Origin of the sequence: Proteiniphilum sp., from assembly GCF_034927365.1 — a bacterium.
GTDB lineage: Bacteria > Bacteroidota > Bacteroidia > Bacteroidales > Dysgonomonadaceae > Proteiniphilum.
Window position 1 is genome coordinate 375440 of record NZ_JAYFQD010000013.1, and the last position, 19156, is coordinate 394595.

Consider the following 19156-nt stretch of genomic DNA (forward strand, 5'->3'; position numbering starts at 1 on the left):
CCTCCTATAGTTTATTTCTTATAGGCTATAACGGTTTTTCAGAAAGGATGTTCATTCTTGGGGATGGAAAAGAGCAGGAAATTGAATAAAATATCAATATGATGATGTGACACTATTTGTAGTATACCATTCGACCTTTATATTTCGGGCTTCCGCATATTTTTTTAGTAATTCCACCGAATAGTCTGTTGCCTCCTGTAGGCACTCTTTGCCGGAATAGCCGTTGATTAACATCAGTAGTTTTATTGTTTCGGAGGTGATTTTTGTACGCTCTTCATCACTGGTGGGCGTGCCGATGCCTCCCACTGCATCTCGATACACAGGTAATCCTTCAATATTGAGCAATCCCCGTCCAATGGCTTCGAATTGTTCTCCTGATTCGCCTACACCCAGCATCAGATTTCCCTGTATTTTCGCGAGGTCGAACCCACCGATGGAATATCCCGTGTGAAGTGAAACAAGATTGATGAGATCGACCAGGGCGTCTATCTGGTAGAGTTCCTGACCTTTCAATATCCTGCGGCATAATGCCTCTGCGGAGGGGCGGTAACGATTGGGATCTTTCCCCAGCTTTTTATAGGCTTGTCGTGTAGCATAAATGGCAGGTCGTTGATTGATATCTTCCATCTTGTATGTTGTGGAGAATTGGCTGCAAAAGGCATTTATCTCCTGCCATAATCCGCTGTTATGGGAGTTGTTCCTTACATCGCATGTTATTGCGGCTACATGGAACTCCGGACAGACTTCCCTGATCTTTTCACTGATTATTATCTTTCTGTTTTGCATCAATCTTGTTCAATTATCATAATTCTCATATCCTAAATCTTAAATCCTGCATTCCAAATCCAAAGATACAAAATCTTGGTTAGAAAGAATAAATTCGGATTAGGGGGCTAGAATGGGTGTTGAGATAAAAATATCCCGTTCGTATGCAAAATAAGAGACAATTAATTTGTTAGAATCCATTTCAATGTCTATATTTGCGTGAGTATTTGTTTGCATATGGCTGAAGAACATACTAAGCTTCTTGTTGATCTGGAGGTACGAATAAAACAGGTATTGTTTTTATGTGACTCTTTAAAGGAGGAGAATGCCCGGCTGAAGACTGAAATCAGGTCTGGCCGTACCCATCTTGACGAGACGGTGAAAGAGTTGGAGCAGTTAAAAGCAAAATATGACAGTTTGAAGATTGCAAGAACCATCACTGCCGCTTCGGTGGATGTGGATACAGCCAAGGCTAAACTGTCGAAATTGGTGCGAGAGGTAGATAAGTGCATAAATTTGTTGAAGTAATTTTCTGAAAAAATTTATGTGATGGGCGACGAAAAATTTTTATTGACATTAGAGATTGCCGGCAGAAAATATCCACTGAAAATAAAACGATCGGAGGAGCAGGCTTTCCGTGATGCTGCCAAAAAGATTAATAATAAGATAAACCAATATCGCGTTGTGTACGGGGGCGAGAACTCCAACATGACAACACAGGATTTTGTGGTGATGACAGCCATTCAGGCATTGGCTGAGAATTTTTCTCTTGGTGATAAGAATAATACGAAACCCTTTGAAGATAAGATAGATTCGTTAATAGGCGAGTTGGATGATTATCTCAGGAAATAATATATCCTATTGATATACGGTAGGATGGTCAAACGCACCATTTATATGCATCGGCGGTGATGTATGTAATTGAGTGTGTTTTTTTATTGAATAAAAAGTATAACTAAATGCCTTTCCGCGAGGAATTCATCCTGCCGGGAGGTGTAATGACAATCAATTTAATAATAGAAAATATGGAAATAGTGATGGGTTTTATCGGATTACTGGTCGGAGCTGTTGTAGCCTGGTACGTAACCGGTAAAATGGCCAATTCCCGTGCTCAGAATATCCTGAGTGATGCGGAGAAGGATGCAGAAGTAATAAAGAAGAAGATATTACTGGAAGCAAAAGAAGAGACGCTTTTGATGAAGACGGAAGCGGAAAAGCAGGCGAATGCGCGTACATCCAAGATTCAGATTACTGAAAACAGATTGAAGCAGCGTGAAATGACTCTCAATCAGAAGCAGGAAGAACTGAATAAGAGGATGGCCGAAGTAGATGAGGCAAAACAGAATTTAACGAACCAGCAGGAGTTCCTTGACAAGAAGGGAGCTGAGCTGGAACGTCTCCACAGGCAATCGGTGGAAAAACTGGAAACCATTTCAGGACTATCTGCGGAAGAAGCCAAAGAGCGTTTGGTGGAGTCCCTGAAAGAAGAGGCCAAGACGGGTGCCCAGTCCTATATCGGTGAGATCATGGAAGAGGCCAAAATGACGGCCAATAAAGAGGCGAAACGGATCGTTATCCAGAGTATCCAGCGGGTGGCAACCGAAACATCGATAGAAAATGCCATTACAGTATTCCATATCGACTCCGATGAGGTGAAAGGCCGTATCATTGGTCGTGAAGGACGTAATATCCGTGCATTGGAAGCGGCAACAGGTGTTGAGATCGTCGTGGACGACACGCCTGAAGCGATTGTCTTGTCCGGTTTCGATCCTGTCCGCCGTGAGATTGCCCGGCTTTCGCTGCATCAGTTAGTGGCAGATGGTCGTATCCATCCGGCCCGTATTGAGGAGGTGGTATCGAAAGTAAAGAACCAGATAGAAGATGAGATCGTTGAAACCGGTAAACGTACGGTGATCGATTTGGGTGTACATGGTTTACATCCCGAACTGGTCCGTATGGTGGGTAAGATGAAATACCGTTCTTCTTATGGACAGAACTTGCTGCAACACTCTCGGGAAGTGGCCAACCTCTGTGCTATTATGGCTTCGGAGTTGGGACTGAATCCCAAGAAGGCAAAACGTGCCGGTTTGCTGCATGATATCGGGAAGGTGCCCGATGATGAACCCGAATTGCCGCATGCAGTGCTGGGTATGAAGCTGGCAGAGAAATTCAAGGAAAAACCCGACATCTGCAACGCTATTGGTGCTCACCACGACGAAGTGGAGATGACCAGTCTTTTGGCGCCGATCGTACAGGTGTGCGACGCTATCTCAGGTGCTCGTCCCGGTGCCCGCCGCGAGATCGTGGAAGCATATATCAAACGGTTGAACGATCTGGAACAGTTGGCGCTCTCATATCCCGGCGTAGTGAAAACATACGCTATACAGGCCGGTCGTGAGTTGAGGGTGATTGTCGGTGCCGACAAGATCGACGATCAGGATACCGAAAAACTGTCATCTGAAATTGCACGTAAGATACAAACTGAGATGACTTATCCCGGCCAGGTGAAGATCACGGTAATCCGTGAAACCCGGGCGGTTAGTTTCGCAAAATAAATTTTCGGGAAGTTTTTCCTCTATACTATAGCAAGGAAAAGGGTGGATCACAAAATTTGTGAGTTCCACCCTTTTTTCAATTGTATATTGGTAGATATTTACTTCTCCGTTTTTTGTGTCTTTATACTCTTTTCCACTAACATCTCTTCATTGCTTCCAATTACTTTCTTCAACTCTGATTGAAGCCGTTTAATCTCCATCTCCTGATTATGAATGGTGGTAAGGAGGGCGTTCAGTTCCTCGTTATCGACCGTGTCGGGATACTGTGCCTTTACACGGCCGATAAAGTCGCTCAACACGTTCATATAGTTGTTGAAAGCATCATAGGGCGACATATAGGGGCTGAACTGGCTTTGCCCGCTACCAAAATGTTTGGTCGACATATAATGGAAATGATCGCTGGTCTGCAGGTAAAGCCAATCCTGTTTGAGACGGCGGTCGGTACATAAGCGAACCCTTTCACCAATTTCATACAACGATTGCAGTGCGCTCTTTTGCAGTTTATTTCCTATCCATGCACTCAGGTCACGTTCTTCATCAGTCCATGAGATAGGATTGGGTACGTTCATGATTCCGATAGGCTTGAGAGTATCCAAGGCTTCTCCGGGTGTAGCAAATTCGATCCCGTTCTCAAAGGCAAAGCGGGGTAATGCTTTAAAGAATTCGAAGATACCGGTGTATGCCGGTTGCAGGTTCCCCAGGGTTTCATAGTTCATAAAGAGATTGACCACTTCTTCCTCGGCATGAGCATTGGCTATCCATGAGATGAATTTTTCGGCAGTGAGAGGATATTCATTCCAACTGTAATTGGAAAAACGATAGGTGATATCATCGCTGAAACGGCTGTTCTTGAGCAACAGTTTCAGATTAGGTTGGGAGGCCGACTGATAGACATAATTCGGACTCTTCCATCCCAATATATGTTTTGCACCTTCAGTAATCATTTTGGAATATCCCATATCATATGCCATTTCGCCGATCTCGTCGGAGTAAATCAACTCCGTATTACGAAGAACAGTCGGCTTCTGATCAAAAAGCATCTCTATCCTGTCTGAATGTTGCTTCACCTGATTGCGAAACTCTTCCGGATCGTAAAGGCTGGCCAGTGAATGGGCATAGGTCTCAGTCAGAAATTCCACGTTACCGGTTTTAGCCAGTTCCCGGAATCCATCAATCACTTCCGGAGCATAAATTTCGAGTTGCTCTAATGCTACACCCGAAATTGAGAAAGCTACCTTGAACTTACCCTTATATTGATTCACCAGATCGAGTAACATGCGGTTGGCTGGGACGTAAGAACGACTGGCTATCTGCTGTAGGATGTCTTCGTTGGCATAGTCATCGAAGTAGTAGTGGTCTCTTCCTATATTGAAAAAGCGGTATCTCTTTAACCGGAACGGTTGATGGAGCTGGAAATAAATGCAAATTGTCTTCATATTTCTTGTTTGTTGCTTGATTTTACATAAGGCTGTCGTAGATCCGGCGGACTTTCAATCCGGCATCCTCCCATTTTATATTGTCTACTTCTGTTTTTCCTTCCACTTTGAGATGTTCTGCCATTGCCGGATAGCTGCATATTGAGTAGATGGCGTCTGCCATTGCATCCACATCCCAGTAGTCGGTTTTGATGACATTATTGAGGATTTCAGAGCAACCCGACTGATAAGAGATAATACTCGGTACACCGCATTGCATTGCCTCCAGCGGTGATATCCCGAAGGGTTCCGATACAGAAGGCATCACATAGACGTCGCTCGATTTCAGCATCTCATATACCTGCTTGCCACGGAGGAAGCCTGTGAAATGGAATTTATGCGCGATACCGCGGTCGGCTACCAGACGGATCATCTGGTCCATCATATCACCACTACCTGCCATCACGAAACGGATATGGTCGGTCTTCTTGATTACCTGCGTGGCCGCATCTACGAAGAACTCAGGCCCTTTCTGCATGGTGATACGTCCTAAGAAAGTAACAACTTTCTCCGACACGCCTGATATTCGTTCTATAGATTCTATTTCAAGACTCAGCGGTTCAACTGCATTATGGACAGTGGTAACTTTCCAGTGGGGCTGATGGTAGTTTTCAATGACTGTACGCTTTGTAAGATCACTTACGCAAATGATATGGTCACAATTGTCCATCCCATTCTTCTCCACATCATACACCACCGGATTGGGCTTTCCCCGGCTGCGGTCGAATTCGGTAGCGTGAACGTGAATCACCAGTGGTTTGCCGGTGACGGTCTTTGCATGGAGTCCCGCCGGGTAGGTAAGCCAATCGTGGGAATGAATGATGTCGTAGTCGTAGGTGCGGGCGATTACTCCTGCCACGATAGAGTAATTATTGATCTCTTCGAGGATATTGTTAGGGTACCTCCCCGAGAATTCGACACATCCCAGATCGTTTGTATTCATGTAGTTGAAATCGGCATAGATATGATCCCGCATCCGGTAATATTCCTGGGGATCCATGAATTTTTCCAGTCGTGGTTTTACCGTTTCCCATGGTACGTCGCGCCAAACAATGGGGGTATTGTTAGCTCCTACTATCTTCATAAAGCTTTGGTCCTCATCGCCCCAGGGTTTGGGGATCACAAAGATGGTCTCCAGATCTTCCTGTTTTGCCATCCCCTTTGTGAGCCCATAACTTGCGGTCCCAAGCCCTCCAAGGATATGCGGCGGAAACTCCCAGCCAAACATTAATGCTTTCATTCTTTTTTATTTGTTGAATCGTTTAATTGTTTAATTGTTGATTCGTTGTATCATTGTTTCGTTGAATTGTTGGTCTTACCTTTCCAGTTCAACAGTTGAACGATTCAACAGTTAAACAAATTGACAAATTGGCATATTATTCTTATTTTCCATTTTCCAACTCGTCACTATATTTTTTGATGATCCGTTGCGCCCTTAACAGCTCACCCACACTCATGGCAAAAGAATATCCACCATGGGCGATGAAGGGAGGATGTGAATCATAAAATTCCGAGATACTCCCGATACAGTCATTCTGCATTTGTCCTTCCATCTCTACCATTATTCGGTCTGCGAGTGATAAACCGCTCATCTGGAACAAGTTGAGGTATGCCTCAATATAGTGGCCGAATAACCAAGGGAAAGACATCCCATTGAAATAGGCGAATTTTTTCTCATTTTCAGTACCTGTATAATGTGGACGGAATTTATCACTTTTCGGGGTAAGTGAGCGTATGCCGCAAGAGGCAAATAGTTCTTTGGTTATAAAATCGATCACAGATTTCTTTTGTCCTCTTTCGAGGGGAGAGTAGGGAAGCGATACGGCAAAGAGCATATTGGGTCGCACATCCGGGTCTCTATAACTACCGTCCACGTAGTCGTAGAGATAACCGGCTTTATTCAGGAAGATCTCTTTGAAAGAATTTCCCGTTACGCGTGTATGCTCCTCAAAATTAGCTGCTGCCTTATCATTACCTGCTTCGCGAGATACCTCTTCCGCGAATTTCAACGAATTATACCAAAGAGCATTGAATTCCACCAGATATCCTGATCTGGGAACGGCCGGTTTAGCATCGAGGGTGGCATTCATCCAACTGACAGCTACCTCTCGGCCATATGTGGACAGTAATTCGTTCTCTTTATCGAGTATCAGGTTCGGATGTTTACCGGTGATAATATAATCGATAATTTCAAACAGAAAATTTCTGTATTTTTCTTTGAAAATATTCCTTTTTTCTTTCCAGAACTGCTGAAGCGCCCATATAACCCACAATAGTACATCGGGATCATCTATCTGCTTCAGATAACTCTTCTGAGGCTTGTCCTCCATAAAATCTCTCAGGTGGGGGATGGCTGTATCCATCATTTTTTCGAAATCCTGCGGTTTATCCACCGCAAGCGTACATCCTGGAAGCGCAATGAACAGGTCACGTGCACGTACTTTGAACCAGGGATATCCGGCAAGAAGATAGTGTTCATCTTTTTGGGGTGTATAGTAAAACTGATGGCTTGAATTCTTGAGACAATTATAGAAGTTAGAACGCGGAGTCCGCTTATTTATTTCAAAATCAAACTCTTCTGCCAGAGTAGATGTGTCCACCATAATATCTCCGGTAGAGAAGATAATCTCTTCACCTTTGGCGATAGACATTTCGAAATAGCCCGGAACATATAAATCTTCCTGGAAGGTGTCACCGCTTTGCAGATCTTGCAGATATTCTACATCACGATACCAGTCAGGATGATATACAAATTCCGGTTTTTTATTGAATTGCATGAACAGTTCGGGATAACCAAAATACATACAGGTGCTGATACCGTTTTCCACTTCACGGTATGATTTGTCTACCTGATCATTTTCCCGTGTAAGTTGAGATATCTTTCGGAAAGCCAGGAAAGGCTTAAATCGGATGGTGGTCGGGGAGTGGGCGTCCAGAAGTGTGTATCGGATCATTAACCGATTCTCTTTGGAGGAGAACATAATCTCTTTTGAAAGAATCACACCTCCCACCCGATAAATGGTTTTGGGTACGCTGTCGCAGTTAAATTCCCTAATATATTTGTGCCCCTTCGGGTTGTAATTATCACCTGCATAGCGGTGAATGCCAAGGTTGAATTCTGCCCCGTGTTGTATTACCGTTTCATCGAAAGATGAGAGGATGAGATGATTCTCATCGTCAAGGTATGGCACGGGCATCACAAGGAGGCCCTGGTATTTCGTCGTATTACAACCTGATATGGATGTGTTCTGATAAGCTCCTCTCCGGTTTGTTCTCAAGACGTTCCGGTAAAGAGAATACTCCAGGTTAATCATCAGGTCTTTATCAAATTTCAAGTAACTCATCGTTGTAAAATTTAGGGTAGTGTGTGCTTAATTCCTGCGAAAGATAATAAAATGTAATCATATCCACAAGCAGAGAATGAATAATTTTCAGAATTCATCTGTTCTTCGGTTTTGTTTGGTTATTAGTTGCGTTGATCATTAATAGTTTTACTACTTTTGTATATAGATGAGAAAAAAGCTATATTTCAGGAAATGAATATCGATGACTCTCCTTGGTATGCTATAGAAGTGAAACGGGCAAGACTCGCTTTGTTGCCTTCCATTGTGTTTGTAGTCATAGTCTGGTTAGTGTTTATCGTTGATTATGTCGGACTTTTTTCCTGGGATTTCTCGCGTATGGGAGTATTGCCGGGAGTAGCCCGCGGACTGGTTGGGATCGTCTTTTCTCCTTTTATACATGGTTCTTTTTCCCACTTGCTATCGAATACGCTTCCCTTACTGTTATTAATTTGGTTCCTGTTTTATTTTTATAGTGAGATCGCATTTCGTGCTTTTGTCTTTCTCTGGATCATAAGCGGGTTTCTGACCTGGATCATCGGGCGGGGTGCATATCATGTGGGAGCGAGCGGACTTGTCTTTGCTCTCCTCTTCTTCCTCTTTTTTAGTGGAATCTTCAGAAAATATATCCCTTTAGTCGCGGTTTCCCTGATTGTAGCGTTTATCTACGGTAGTACAGTTTGGAGCATTTTCCCTTTCGCTGAGTTGATAGATGCTTCTATTTCATGGGAAGGACATCTTTCGGGTGCCATAAGTGGATTTATTTTTGCGGTGGTATTCCGTAAGAAGGGTCCGCAAAAGCCTGAAGAGGAGTGGGAGGAGGAAGATGAGGATGAGACTAATATGCCAGTCGAAACGTAGTGAAGATCCCGGTTTGACGGAATGTGACTAATGGGGAAAGGTGCGGAATTAAACAATTTAGCAATATTGGGAATCAAAAAAGGGATGATGGCTACGACAGTTTGTGAACCACCATCCCCCAGACAGAATCAATCACTCAACTTGTGTTTAATTTCCGCCGGAAACCACAATCATGGCTAACCCCGCGATAAAGAGGATAAACATTAGAGTCAACAAAAGATTTACCGGTTTTGAAGCACCCTTGAACTCTTTCCATATGAATACGCCCCATAGAGCAGCGATCATGGGCGCTCCTTGTCCCAATGCATAAGAAATGGCGGGACCGGCTTTTCCCGCTGCGATATAACTTAAGACTGTGCCTACACCCCAGATAATACCGCCTAGAATTCCTACCGAATGTGTGCCTAAGCTTCCTTTAAAATATTGGGAATAACCCACCGGTTCTCCTACAAATGGTTTCTTCATGACAATAGTATTGAAGACGAAATTGCTACCTAAGATACCCAACGAGAAAATAAAAAATGCACCATAAGGGGTGAGCATTCCCGCTGTGGGATTCTCCAGGTTATTCAAATCCATTGCCGAAGCGACAAACCTGTAAAAGAAAGACATCAGTATACCGGCACAAATGGCAATGATGATCCCTTTCTTTTTATGTTTGCTTGCTTCCGTGCTCGAGTTTGTCTTTCCCGAAGCAAGCCCGTTCAGTACAATGGCGATTACGATAAGTGCCACACCCGCGAACAGGATAACCGGATCACCCTTGGGTGCACCGAAATAGTTGATAAATACACCTAATACCAGTGCTAATCCCACTCCTATGGGAAAAGCAACTGACATTCCTGCCAGCGAGATGGATGCCGACAATAATATATTCGCTGCATTGAAAATAATACCTCCCGCAAATGCACTCCAGAAATTATTGGAACTCACCTGTGCAATATCGTCAGTAAAACTGCGTCCCTGATCACCTATACTTCCTAACGTAAATCCAATGATAAGGGAAAGCAGCAAAATACCGATTACATAATCCCAATAGAATAATTCATACCGCCATGTTTTTGCGGCCAATTTTTGCGTATTACCCCATGATCCCCAACAAAGCATGGTAATAAGACAAAGTAATACTGCGAACGAATAATTCTGTACTATAAACATATACTATCGATTAAAATTAATAATTTGTTGACTTCTTCTCTAAGAAATTGCGCACTTCGGTTTCAGTCGGCACAGATGGTTGTGCTCCCATGCGGGTTACACAAATGGCTGCCGCGGCCGAAGCAAAAACTAAACATTCATTCCAGTTGTGCCCTTTACTCAATTCTGCTGCTAAAGCACCACAAAATGTATCACCTGCGGCAGTCGTATCTACTGCCTTAACAGAGAAAGCCGGTACTCGTAAATATAATTGATCGTTTTTCAATATACAGCCTTGTTTTCCCAATGTCAGGATTACTGTTTTTGCACCTAAAGCCAATAGTTTGTCAACAATTCCCTCTTCTCCGATATGTTCGATGATTTCTCCGGAAATTGTTTCGGCTTCGGTCTCATTCACCACCAGGATATCTATTTTCTGAATGATCCCCTGATCCAGCTTTCTCGCGGGAGCCACATTTAATAGTACTTGTTTGCCATTTTCATGGGCGATATCGCAAACTGTTTTGACTGTTTCATAAGGGATCTCCATTTGTAAAACGATCAAGTCGGCTTTCAGTATCTCTTTTTCAATTTGATGGATATATTCCGGAGAGAGTTTCTCATTGGCGCCGGCGATGATTACAATACTATTCTCTCCCTTTCGATCCACCCAGATCATCGCAACTCCGGAAGGAGTTTCATCGACAATCAACGACAAAGTGGCATCCAATCCTTCTTTCTTGTAATACTCCATGGCGTTCAGACCATTTGAGTCCTTTCCCAGGGAAGAGACAAATTTTACTTCTCCCCCCAACCGATGTGCGGCCAGAGCCTGATTGGCGCCCTTACCTCCCATCGCCTGAAAGTAGGAGACCCCTTTGATTGTTTCTCCTGCTTTGGGAAACGTCTCTATTTTCGCGATTAAATCCGTATTGGAACTACCGATGACTACTATCTTTTGCATAAGATTATTATTTTTATGTAAGGGTACAGTTTATTTGAAATAGTTTTTGAGGTTGAATGAGGCTGAATAGAGATCGTAAGACCATAGCCAGTTTTCTCCGGTCATCGCCGGGGTGAAATACATGACGAGCTCATCTTCATTCAGCATATATCCTTTTGTATCAGTCAGAATAGCGGGATTGTGATTTCTTGGAAATCCCGATTCTTCAGGCCCTACATGTCCGATCTCTGTCCAACGATTCTCTTCGGAGAAGATATCCTCTGTTCTGGGCATATAGGATAAACGGCTGACGTCGCCTACCCAATTAGGTATCTCCTCGAGAGCGCCGACACGGATTTCCGAAGCCATATAGATGTGTTTTTCGGACATCGCCGGATAGCTGTTAGGTCCTATGAAAGGAACCTTTTTTTCCTCTCCCAACACAATATTGTCAAGGTTGTTGAGCTTGATTTCACGCATATTAAGTCCTACCCCTTTGTCGGTGATGGATGTGTAGAATAATAGGATGGAGGTTGAATCCTTGACGATTGTCGTGCTTTGTCCGACTCCCCATCTGGTCCGGTCTTCATAAGGAACCAACGGATTGGCTTCGAATTTAATGTAAGGCCCTTCAATATTTTTTGAGATGGCCAGCCCAATCTGGTTATGTTTAGAATCCCACTGGTCGACACCCAGATAGGTCATAATCCAGTGATAGGTCTCACCCTTATAGATAGTTGTGAATTCCCTTACATCCGGATCGCAAATATGGCAGTTGTCCCATCCTGTTTCGGAAGGAGCGAGAATGGGTGTTCCCGGCTGCCATACATAACCGTTGGCTGTAGGGATACCCTTATAAAGGTAGACATAGTCCACAATTTGGAAAGGATCCCGGTTTTCACAGATGAATCCATATCTGATCCCATATGTGTCCTGAATGACGCTGGGAGCGTAATTATAGTGTCCCGCACCTTTGCTGAACTCGTATTTGACAAGTGGAGCAATGCCCGGAGTTTGGTTGTCCCGGCTTTTCTCCTGACATCCACCCAATAGCAACAGAATATTGCCAATCAGTAGTAGTCCTGTATTGAAACTTTTCATCATACGTGCCATAATAGACAGATCAAAAATAGGCATGCTTTCCCGGATCATTCATTCAATCCTGATATTTCTTCGGCCTTTGGGTGATCAGATCAATAAAATAATTTTTGATATCTTCTTTTTGCTGTTCATTGATGGTGAGATATTTATGTTTTCCATCTTCATGAGGCGTAAATCTTGTAACACCTTTGTCATCAATATTTATTGTTCCTGAGGGCGACTCATTGAAGAAGCCTTTATCTTTCTCTACAACGTAAAGCACAGAAGTCAGGTCCCAGGTCTGACGATCGTATGGCATTTCCAGATAGGCTTTATATCCTTCTGCCAGCGGATTAGGCTCTTTCCATTTGAAGTCGTTTTCGATGCTGGCGCCAGGATATAAGATTTTTTCGCCCAGTTCGAATGGAGAGACTACTATAGGTGTCGGCCATTCCTTGATAACTTTTTGTGCCGAGGGAATATCACAATGGACGTTGAATTCAGAAAAATTTTCGTTCTCAAAATTCCCCATCATTGCCGACAATAATTTCACTTTTCTTGCAACGAGTTCTTTCCCTGTGAGCTGCGAGAATTCATCTCCCTGGCTATCCAATAGTTGGGCAAGGTTGGTGGAAAATCCGACTGAAATAATATTGACCGAATGATCTTCCTGGGACGCGAGTAACTTGCGGTAGAGAGAAACGGATGTCGGAAGTGTCTCATAATTTTTTATGCTTCTTTCAAAGGCCGGTTTGCCATCCTTTTCCATTTGGCTTACTTTCCGGACAAAATTATCCTCATTGTCTTTCTCTGAACCGTTGACCACTATCCCTACAGGAATATCAGGATAGCCGTACCAATTGTTCATAATATCGATATATTCAACGCAATAAGGACTTCTCTTGTTAGTAGGGATTCCCAGAAGGTTTATCCGATCCTGATCCGTGTATTTATATAACATATCCAGGGCAAGTGCATCATCGACATCATTCCCCATGTCGGTATCGAAGATCACATTCATTCTTTTATGGTCAATCTTTCCCTTTGTTTTACCTTCGGTGCATGATAAAAGAGATACAATAACGATCGGGAAAAATAATAATTGCTTAATTCTATTCATGTTATATTGTTTATTAGTAAATTATGGATTTTTTCTGTTTAATTCTCAATTTTTATCTCTCCCCAATACCCGGCTTCCCACGCCCATCCATTTGCTTTGTTTTCAAGGTCAATTTTTACATTGTTATTTCCCGCGAATGGTGTCAAATCATATGTAACTTCAAGCCAGCCATCTTTTCCAATTCCGACTGTCTCTTCTCCCACCGTAATTTTCTTTTGTTCCGATCCATTTATCCGGACAATTAAATCCCAGTCTCCCTTGTTGTGATAACTGACGAGGAGTTTGAGTAAGCTCTTTTCGGACTTAGGTATATCTATTGTAGTTGTTAATACGCAAGGTGTTTCTTTGTCGAGGGGATGTGTCATGATAACATTTTGTTTCCCTCTAAAGGACTCGATAAAGCCGGGATTCATATCTGTTCCGCAATTTGAAATTGTCCAACCAGGGAATAAATTATCGAGGGCCGTCTGGATGTTGAGAAAATCTTTGTGTTTGATTTTAGCCATCTCTTCTTCTGTAAAACGACTGTTGGCGATCGGCTCCGGGTCCCAACTAAATACAAGTGGACTGGGTATCGGCTTTTTAATTGGAATGAGAAATATTTCTTCTCCGTTCGCATCTTTTTCTATACGTCCGCCTTCTCTTACAATATATTCACGTGCAAGTTTTTCACAGACATCTATTAATTTCGGGAAATTATATGTCGTGTGAGAAAAAACTGTTTCCTGATCGAGTTTTTCCGTATAACGTGGAGGTAGTTTTGAAGCACCGAGTGTGGTAAATAATATTCCCGCCGCATTTGAAGGATTACAGTCGGAATCCTGCCCACAGCGTGTTGAAATGATAATGGTCTGATCCAGGTCTTTTTTTCCGTAAAGCAGTCCAATTAGAATATATGCTCCATTGATTTTTACATCAATCCCTCCATTGGAACATTTCTGATATTCGGGGTCTTCTCTGTATTTCTTCTGGCATAGTTGCCAGGTGGCCTCCCAATCGTCGGGATTTGTCTTGTACCAGGCAACTACGTCGCGTATCATTTCAGCGTACTGGCATCCTTCAGGAATACATGAAAGTCCTGCATCTATAATTTTAAATAAATCATCTTCAAAAAAAGCTTCGGTATACATACCCCCAATAAATTGTCCGGCATACATGCCGTCGCTGTAGTTCATCAACCGTCCAAATTTCTCACCCAATTCTATTGGGATAGCAGGCATTCCCGGAGCAATCAAACCCGAAAAATCAGATTCTATTTGATAATCAATATCATTGGGGCATTTTGTGAATGCCGGATTACTACAATCCGGAGGGGCTATCCCTGCCCGAAGATTTTTACGCCCCGCATCATTGGCGCACCATAACGGGTATTCACTGTTTGCGAAATCGATACCCATTTGTCGGATAGAAGCGTCTAAGCCGTGTTCTTCCAAAGTACGGAGGAATGTCATTTCTACATAAATATCATCCTGGCCGAAAGCTTCGTTTATCATTTCGGGTGCCCATTGAGGCATATTTTCTTCAGGGATAATAGCATCTTTCCAACGAAATTCAGTGGGGCCACCCCATGAAACCCCAGCGATTTGTCCAAGCCATCCGGCTTTTAATTTATCACGATACTCCGTCACTGTTATTTTGCGGTACTCTGACGTTGTTTTGGGATTACATCCTCCCAGACTAATTAGATAGGCTGAGAGAAATAGAAATAGGATACTGTTCCTTCGCTTCGGTGATTGATTTGTAATAATTATCATGCTTGTATTACATAAAATGTGTCTATAACTTCATTTATTTTAGCCTTAAATATTGCAAATATATAAACAATAGTTATTAGAATAAACGTTTTCGCACCTACTGATAGTTAAATAAAGTTATAATTTAATTTAGTATAAGCTTATTCCTTTATTTCTGTTAGTTTTGTTTATAAAAAAAGATACGATGCAACACAAGTCAAATATCGTCGATATTGCTGAAAAATCAGGATTTTCCATTACAACCGTATCCCGGGTTTTAAATGGGAAAGCTGATAAATACAGGATAAGCAAGGAAACTCAGCAGAAAATAAAGTCTACTGCGGAAGAGTTGAATTATGTGCCGAATGAATTTGCAAGGAATTTACGGTCGGGGAAAAGTAAAACGATTGCGCTAATTGTCCCTTCGCTAAAAAATCCTTTCTTTGCGGAGATAGCGAGTGTCGTGAATACTGAAGTAAGAAAATATAACTATATCACACTGATTGGAGATAGTGATGACAATATAGAGAATGAGAAGACCGAAGTATTGCACCTGTCATCGAGGAACCTGGATGGAATGATTATCGTGCCTTGCGGAGATGAGTGGGGACATTTACTCAGGATTCAGGAAAAAGGACTACCGTTGGTCTGTGTCGACCGGTATTTCGAAGGATTAGATATCTCTTTTGTCTCTTCCGACAACTACGAAGGTGCTTATTCGGCTTCCAAATATCTGATTGACCATGGACATATCTCGATTGCCTGTATTCAGGGTGTGCGACATTCAATTCCTAATATTCAGCGGGTGAGGGGATTTGAAGATGCTATGAGTGATTCCGGTATTCACTCTTATACTGTGACAGGAGATGCTTTCAGTGAGCAGAATGGTTATCTGGAGACAAAATTATTGCTTCGACAGAAATTGAGGCCTACAGCCATATTCACATTCAGTAACACCATTGCAATGGGATGTATAAAAGCGCTTAAGGAGGAAAAGGTGAGAGTGCCCGAAGAGATATCGTTGATTACATTCGACGACAATCCATACCTTAACTATATTGAGCCGCCTCTTACTTGTATATCACAACCGGTGGAGGATATTTGCAAAATCGCTGTGAAAATTCTCTTTTCCAATATACTGGAGCACGATTCGTCGGCGAAACATGTCCTGTTAAAAACTCAACTGAAAGTGAAGGCATCGGTGAAAAATTTAACCCCTATAAGGTAATGAATAAGAACTATTCCGGTTGAATGATCTCTATATAGATTGCTATCTCGCCTAACCGAAGATATCCATTCTGCTGTTTTTCTTGAAAAAAAATGCCAGGTAGGTTTTATATATGGGTTGTTTTGTTTACTTTTGAAATATTTTAAGGAATAAATAAAGAATTATGTCAAAAAAAATAAGAGCAGCCGTAGTCGGCTATGGAAATATTGGAAAATATGTAGTGGAGGCGTTGCAAGCTGCCTCTGATTTTGAGATTGCCGGAGTTATCCGTCGTGATGCAACGAATATTCCTTCCGAATTAAAAGAATACAAGGTGGTAAGTTCCATCTCACAACTGGAAAGTGTGGATGTGGCTGTTCTTTGTACTCCTACTAGAAGTGTGGAGAAATTTGCATTAGAATGTCTGACAATGGGCATCAACACAGTGGATAGTTTCGATATCCATGGTCTGATCGTGCAATTGCGTGCATCACTCGATGAAGCAGCCAAAAAGTATAATGCCGTTTCCATTATCTCTGCCGGATGGGATCCGGGGAGCGACTCGGTGATCCGTACCCTGATGGAAGCAATGGCCCCGAGGGGTATTACCTATACCAACTTTGGGCCGGGCATGAGTATGGGGCATACCGTGGCTGTAAAAGCGATCGACGGAGTAAAAGCAGCACTCTCCATGACTATCCCTACCGGCACAGGTGTACATCGTCGAATGGTTTATATAGAATTGAAAGACGGATACGATTTTCAATCAGTTTCACAAGCTATTAAAGCCGATGATTACTTTGTCCACGATGAAACCCATGTTTTTCAGGTGGAAGATGTGGAGGCGTTAAAAGATATGGGACATGGTGTGCTGATGGAACGGAAAGGTGTGTCGGGAGATACCCAGAACCAACTGTTTAAGTTCGATATGCGCATCAATAACCCCGCACTCACAGCACAGGTATTGGTGGCAACTGCACGTGCTTCAATGAAACAACTGCCGGGTGCCTATACCATGATTGAGATTCCCGTCGTGGATCTTCTTCCCGGAGACAAAGAGGCATGGATCAAGAAACTGGTGTGAGTTTTTGATATAAGGGCTAATCCCTTTACAGGAGCAACTTGTCTGAATTTTATACATGTTGTTCCTGTTCCCATTTTACATTTTTGGAGTATTCTTTCTGATATTTTTAGGATCTGTCTAGATACTGATGTTTTTATATATCTTTGTGGACTTGGAATTCATACTAATGTTGCATGGAATCATTTATAGCCATAGATTTTGAGACTGCCAACCAGTCCCGTAGCAGTGTGTGTAGTGTGGGTATTGTTGTGGTTGAACATGGAATAATTGCTGACAGTTTTTATCACCTTATCAGACCGAATCCCAATTTTTATTGTCGTTGGGCAACAGATATTCATGGAATCAACTATTGGGATACGATCAACGAGCTATCCTTTCCCAAAGTATGGGAGAACATTGCCGGAAGAATCTCGGATTTACCGTTTGTCGCGCACAACAGCCCTTTCGATGAAAGTTGTTTGAAAGCGGTACATGCATTATATGATATGCCCTATCCCGATTATCAGTTTTATTGTACTTGTCGTGCCGCAAGAAGAGTATTTCCTAATCTGGTAAATCACCAACTGCATACCGTCTCGTCTCATATCGGTTTTGAATTGAAAAACCACCATAACGCCTTAACCGATGCCGAAGCATGCGCAAGGATTGCGATCAATATTTTGTGAGGCAGATGAAATATTGAATGTTTTTAGTTTAGGAGTAAAGTTTTTTCGTACATTGCGTTTTGCATTTTGCGAAATTATCACTATTTCTATCCTGGATTTTATTATATCGATAAGCGATTCAGCATACGACCGTATTCATGGGATTGTGGCTCAAAAATCCGGTTTTATAGTATAACTGAAGGAGGAAGACAAAAAAGTTCATTATCTTTGTCAAAAATATCAATTCAGATGGACATATTACTTTCTGTAACCTGGAATGTAGACCCTACGCTTTTTACCGTTTTCGGACGTGAGATCCGCTGGTACGGCCTGTTGTGGGTCATTGGACTGATTGTAGCCGTGTACGTGGTGCAACGTATCTTCAAACGTGAGGATCTTCCCGAAAAATGGTTCGATTCTCTCTTCTTTTATATGATCGTCGGTATTATCGTGGGTGCGCGCCTGGGTCACTGTCTTTTCTATGAACCGGCTCATTACCTCGCCAATCCCGTAGAAATACTCAAAGTATGGGAAGGTGGTTTAGCTAGTCATGGAGGTGTTATAGGAATTATTATCGCCGTATGGCTCTATTCTCGTAATGTGACTAAACTGAGCCCGTTGTGGACGTTCGACCGGGTGATGGTGCCGACGGGTTTCACGGCAGCAATGATCCGACTGGGCAACCTGATGAATCATGAGATCTACGGAGGTCCTACCGATCAACCATGGGGATTCCGCTTTGTAGATAACCTCCTTCAGTGGATGAAGGGTGCGGAGCCTATATATACCGCTCCGTCGCATCCCACACAGATATATGAAGCGCTGGCTTACCTGGTTATTTTTGCCATCACCATGCATATGTACTGGAAGACCGATGCCAAAGACCGGAAAGGATTGATTCTCGGAGTAGGTATCTTATTGATATTCCTTTTCCGGTTTTGTGTGGAGTTCGTCAAAAATGTACAGATTGAATCCGAAAATATTATGCGTGAGAATACCGGCTTGATATTGGGTCAATGGTTGAGTATCCCGTTTATCCTTTGGGGTATATGGCTTATCTGGAATGCCTTAAGGCATCCTGCCCAGGTAGCAGTTACCCCTAAACAGTCGCAAATGGCACAACCCAAACCGAAGAAGAAGAAATAATGATTCAATGTGCCAATATGCCAATGTGCCAATATGCCAATGTGCCAATATGCCAATGAGACTAA

At 42.7% G+C, this 19156-nt stretch carries 17 protein-coding genes; 8 read left to right on the forward strand and 9 right to left on the reverse strand.

Annotated elements, in window-relative coordinates:
• Nucleotides 1-93: 93 nt before the first annotated feature.
• A complete protein-coding gene (locus tag VB073_RS10465) occupies nucleotides 94-786 on the reverse strand; it encodes a B3/4 domain-containing protein (protein WP_323404116.1) in 693 nt (230 codons plus the stop codon).
• 216 nt (nucleotides 787-1002) lie between these two features.
• Here VB073_RS10465 and VB073_RS10470 point away from each other — a divergent pair, with 216 nt between their 5' ends.
• From VB073_RS10470 to rny, 3 genes are all read left to right on the forward strand, one after another.
• Nucleotides 1003-1293 carry a hypothetical protein gene (locus tag VB073_RS10470; RefSeq protein WP_323404117.1) on the forward strand — a complete coding sequence of 97 codons (291 nt, stop codon included), beginning with the start codon at nucleotides 1003-1005 and terminating at the stop codon, nucleotides 1291-1293.
• Between the two features lie 21 nt (nucleotides 1294-1314).
• The gene (locus VB073_RS10475) at nucleotides 1315-1617 is read left to right on the forward strand and encodes a cell division protein ZapA (RefSeq protein WP_323404118.1); all 303 of its coding nucleotides are present in this window, start codon (nucleotides 1315-1317) and stop codon (nucleotides 1615-1617) included.
• Between the two features lie 173 nt (nucleotides 1618-1790).
• A complete protein-coding gene (gene rny, locus VB073_RS10480) occupies nucleotides 1791-3320 on the forward strand; it encodes a ribonuclease Y (protein WP_323404279.1) in 1530 nt (509 codons plus the stop codon).
• Between the two features lie 98 nt (nucleotides 3321-3418).
• On the opposite strand, the gene VB073_RS10485 is transcribed toward rny, so the two are convergent.
• The 3 genes from VB073_RS10485 to VB073_RS10495 form a co-directional block, all read right to left on the reverse strand.
• Nucleotides 3419-4756, reverse strand: coding sequence for a glycoside hydrolase family 57 protein (locus VB073_RS10485; protein WP_323404119.1), 1338 nt, complete (start codon nucleotides 4754-4756; stop codon nucleotides 3419-3421).
• Nucleotides 4757-4778: 22 nt separating this feature from the next.
• Entirely contained in the window at nucleotides 4779-6035 is a 1257-nt protein-coding gene (locus VB073_RS10490; RefSeq protein WP_323404120.1) for a glycosyltransferase family 4 protein, read from the reverse strand.
• A 142-nt stretch (nucleotides 6036-6177) separates the two neighbouring features.
• The gene (locus VB073_RS10495; RefSeq protein ID WP_323404121.1) at nucleotides 6178-8139 is read right to left on the reverse strand and encodes a glycogen debranching enzyme N-terminal domain-containing protein; all 1962 of its coding nucleotides are present in this window, start codon (nucleotides 8137-8139) and stop codon (nucleotides 6178-6180) included.
• 192 nt (nucleotides 8140-8331) lie between these two features.
• Here VB073_RS10495 and VB073_RS10500 point away from each other — a divergent pair, with 192 nt between their 5' ends.
• Nucleotides 8332-8997, forward strand: a complete 666-nt coding sequence (locus VB073_RS10500; protein WP_323404122.1) for a rhomboid family intramembrane serine protease — start codon at nucleotides 8332-8334, stop codon at nucleotides 8995-8997.
• A gap of 147 nt (nucleotides 8998-9144) precedes the next feature.
• On the opposite strand, the gene VB073_RS10505 is transcribed toward VB073_RS10500, so the two are convergent.
• From VB073_RS10505 to VB073_RS10525, 5 genes are read right to left on the reverse strand one after another with little or no spacing between them, the layout of a single operon-like run.
• Nucleotides 9145-10155, reverse strand: a complete 1011-nt coding sequence (locus VB073_RS10505) for a GRP family sugar transporter (protein WP_323404123.1) — start codon at nucleotides 10153-10155, stop codon at nucleotides 9145-9147.
• Between the two features lie 16 nt (nucleotides 10156-10171).
• Entirely contained in the window at nucleotides 10172-11098 is a 927-nt protein-coding gene (gene rbsK / locus VB073_RS10510; protein WP_323404124.1) for a ribokinase, read from the reverse strand.
• Nucleotides 11099-11128: 30 nt separating this feature from the next.
• The gene (locus VB073_RS10515) at nucleotides 11129-12181 is read right to left on the reverse strand and encodes a hypothetical protein (protein ID WP_323404125.1); all 1053 of its coding nucleotides are present in this window, start codon (nucleotides 12179-12181) and stop codon (nucleotides 11129-11131) included.
• A 52-nt stretch (nucleotides 12182-12233) separates the two neighbouring features.
• On the reverse strand, nucleotides 12234-13277 hold the full coding sequence (locus tag VB073_RS10520; RefSeq protein ID WP_323404126.1) for a nucleoside hydrolase: 1044 nt from the start codon (nucleotides 13275-13277) through the stop codon (nucleotides 12234-12236).
• A 38-nt stretch (nucleotides 13278-13315) separates the two neighbouring features.
• On the reverse strand, nucleotides 13316-15031 hold the full coding sequence (locus VB073_RS10525) for an ADP-ribosylglycohydrolase family protein (protein WP_323404127.1): 1716 nt from the start codon (nucleotides 15029-15031) through the stop codon (nucleotides 13316-13318).
• A gap of 184 nt (nucleotides 15032-15215) precedes the next feature.
• Here VB073_RS10525 and VB073_RS10530 point away from each other — a divergent pair, with 184 nt between their 5' ends.
• The 4 genes from VB073_RS10530 to lgt all read left to right on the forward strand — a co-directional run bounded on the left by VB073_RS10530 (nucleotide 15216) and on the right by lgt (nucleotide 19091).
• Nucleotides 15216-16238, forward strand: a complete 1023-nt coding sequence (locus VB073_RS10530) for a LacI family DNA-binding transcriptional regulator (protein ID WP_323404128.1) — start codon at nucleotides 15216-15218, stop codon at nucleotides 16236-16238.
• Nucleotides 16239-16401: 163 nt separating this feature from the next.
• Nucleotides 16402-17301, forward strand: coding sequence for a diaminopimelate dehydrogenase (locus VB073_RS10535; RefSeq protein ID WP_323404129.1), 900 nt, complete (start codon nucleotides 16402-16404; stop codon nucleotides 17299-17301).
• Between the two features lie 173 nt (nucleotides 17302-17474).
• A complete protein-coding gene (locus VB073_RS10540) occupies nucleotides 17475-17966 on the forward strand; it encodes a 3'-5' exonuclease (protein ID WP_323404130.1) in 492 nt (163 codons plus the stop codon).
• A 234-nt stretch (nucleotides 17967-18200) separates the two neighbouring features.
• On the forward strand, nucleotides 18201-19091 hold the full coding sequence (gene lgt / locus VB073_RS10545; RefSeq protein WP_323404280.1) for a prolipoprotein diacylglyceryl transferase: 891 nt from the start codon (nucleotides 18201-18203) through the stop codon (nucleotides 19089-19091).
• The last annotated feature ends 65 nt before the right edge of the window (nucleotides 19092-19156 follow it).